The organism is Rhizobacter sp. P3_B12 (assembly GCF_056402895.1).
This window is the reverse complement of sequence record NZ_JBFUGN010001787.1, coordinates 1-528: the sequence shown is the minus strand read 5'-3', so window position 1 is coordinate 528 and position 528 is coordinate 1. Positions and strand designations below refer to the sequence as shown.

The 528-nt window shown below is 69.5% G+C and carries 1 protein-coding gene; it reads right to left on the bottom strand.

From position 1 onward, the window contains the following. On the bottom strand, positions 1 to 528 hold a 528-nt coding region (locus AC1D01_RS38225), incomplete at both ends, for a DALR anticodon-binding domain-containing protein (protein WP_477875236.1).

The window sequence follows — 528 nt, the reverse complement described above, 5'->3', positions numbered from 1 at the left end:
CGGCCTGGGCGACGACCCGGGGGAAGTCGCCGAGCGTCGCCAGCAGCGTCGCCTCGGTGGGGTCGGCGAGCAGGGAAGGGTCGAACCCGTCCTCGCGGCGCACGCCGTCCTCCCCTGCGAGCCGCGCGACGTTGGCGGTGCGGGCGTGGGCGTACTGGACGTAGAAGACCGGGTTGTCGTTGGTCTGCTTGCGCAGCTCCTCGCCGTCCAGGCTCAGCGGGCTGTCCGCCGGGTAGCGCGCCAGCGCGGAGCGGACGGCATCGCTGCCGATCCAGTTGAGCAGGTCGTTGAGTTCGATGATGTTGCCCGCCCGCTTCGACAGCTTGGCGCCGTTGAGGTTGACCAGCTGGCCGATGCGGACGTCGATGTTGACCTCGGCGTCGTCACCGGCCGCGGACGCGATCGCCTTGAGCCGGTTGATGTAGCCGTGGTGGTCGGCGCCGAGGAGGTAGATCTTCTCGGTGAAGCCGCGGTCCTTCTTGCTCAGGTAGTAGGCAGCGTCGGCGGCGAAGTAGGTCGGCTCGCCGT